At 71.7% G+C, this 820-nt stretch carries 1 protein-coding gene and 1 pseudogene; one reads left to right on the top strand and one right to left on the bottom strand.

All coding sequences use genetic code 11. The annotated features are described in order from the left end of the window. Positions 1-50: 50 nt before the first annotated feature. A pseudogene (locus DMH01_RS43465) lies at positions 51-461 on the bottom strand (M24 family metallopeptidase); the annotation flags it as partial. Between the two features lie 196 nt (positions 462-657). Between DMH01_RS43465 and DMH01_RS42285 the strand changes: the two are divergent. Further along, positions 658-820 (top strand): aldehyde dehydrogenase family protein (locus tag DMH01_RS42285; protein ID WP_125685086.1); only part of this gene is annotated, 163 nt, incomplete at its 3' end.

Genomic DNA, 820 nt, shown 5'->3' with positions numbered 1-820 from the left:
GACGATGACCGTCCAGGGCCCGCCGCGCCCGGGGTGCGCTGAGGTGAGGCTCAGGGGAGGGTCAGGATCTCGCTGCCGGTCTCGGTGACCATGATCGTGTGCTCGAACTGGGCCGTGCGCTTGCGGTCCTTCGTGACGGCCGTCCACTTGTCGGGCCAGATGTCGTAGTCGATCGTGCCCAGCGTGAGCATCGGCTCGATGGTGAACGTCATGCCCGGCACCAGCTCCACACGCAGCGACGGGTCGTCGGAGTGGGGCACCATGAGGCCGGAGTGGAAGGTCGTGCCGAGGCCGTGGCCGGTGAAGTCGCGGACGACGCCGTAGCCGAAGCGCTTGGCGTACGCCTCGATGACGGGGCCGGCCACGTGGAGCTGGCGGCCGGGCGCGACCGCCCTGATGGCCCGCATCATGGCCTCGCGGGTGCGCTCGACCAGCAGGCGCGACTCCTCGTCGACCTCGCCCACCTGTTCGTCTTCGACCAGCACGGCGACCGCATCTGCCCCGCTCCGGCCCGCCTGCCCGACCTGGAGGAGTGATCCCGCGCCGGTCCCGCACACCGGGAGCGTGAGCCGCGCCACCATCGGGGGAGCCCCTGGTGCCGTAAAACTATCGGCGCTAGTTTGGGGCTGACGACGAGGCCCGCCCGGAAGGAACGCGATGAAGGCACACGACGGCATGTACATCGACGGAGCCTGGCGCCCCGCCCACGGCCCGGACACGATCGACGTCGTGAACCCGGCCGACGAGCAGGTGATCGGCCGCGTCCCCGCGGGCAGCGCCCTGGACGTCGACGCCGCCGTACGGGCCGCCCGCGCCGCCC

The organism is Amycolatopsis sp. WAC 04182, assembly GCF_003947465.1.
GTDB lineage: Bacteria > Actinomycetota > Actinomycetes > Mycobacteriales > Pseudonocardiaceae > Amycolatopsis.
The sequence above is the reverse complement of the archived record's forward strand: the minus strand, read 5'-3'. Positions and strand labels throughout refer to the sequence as shown.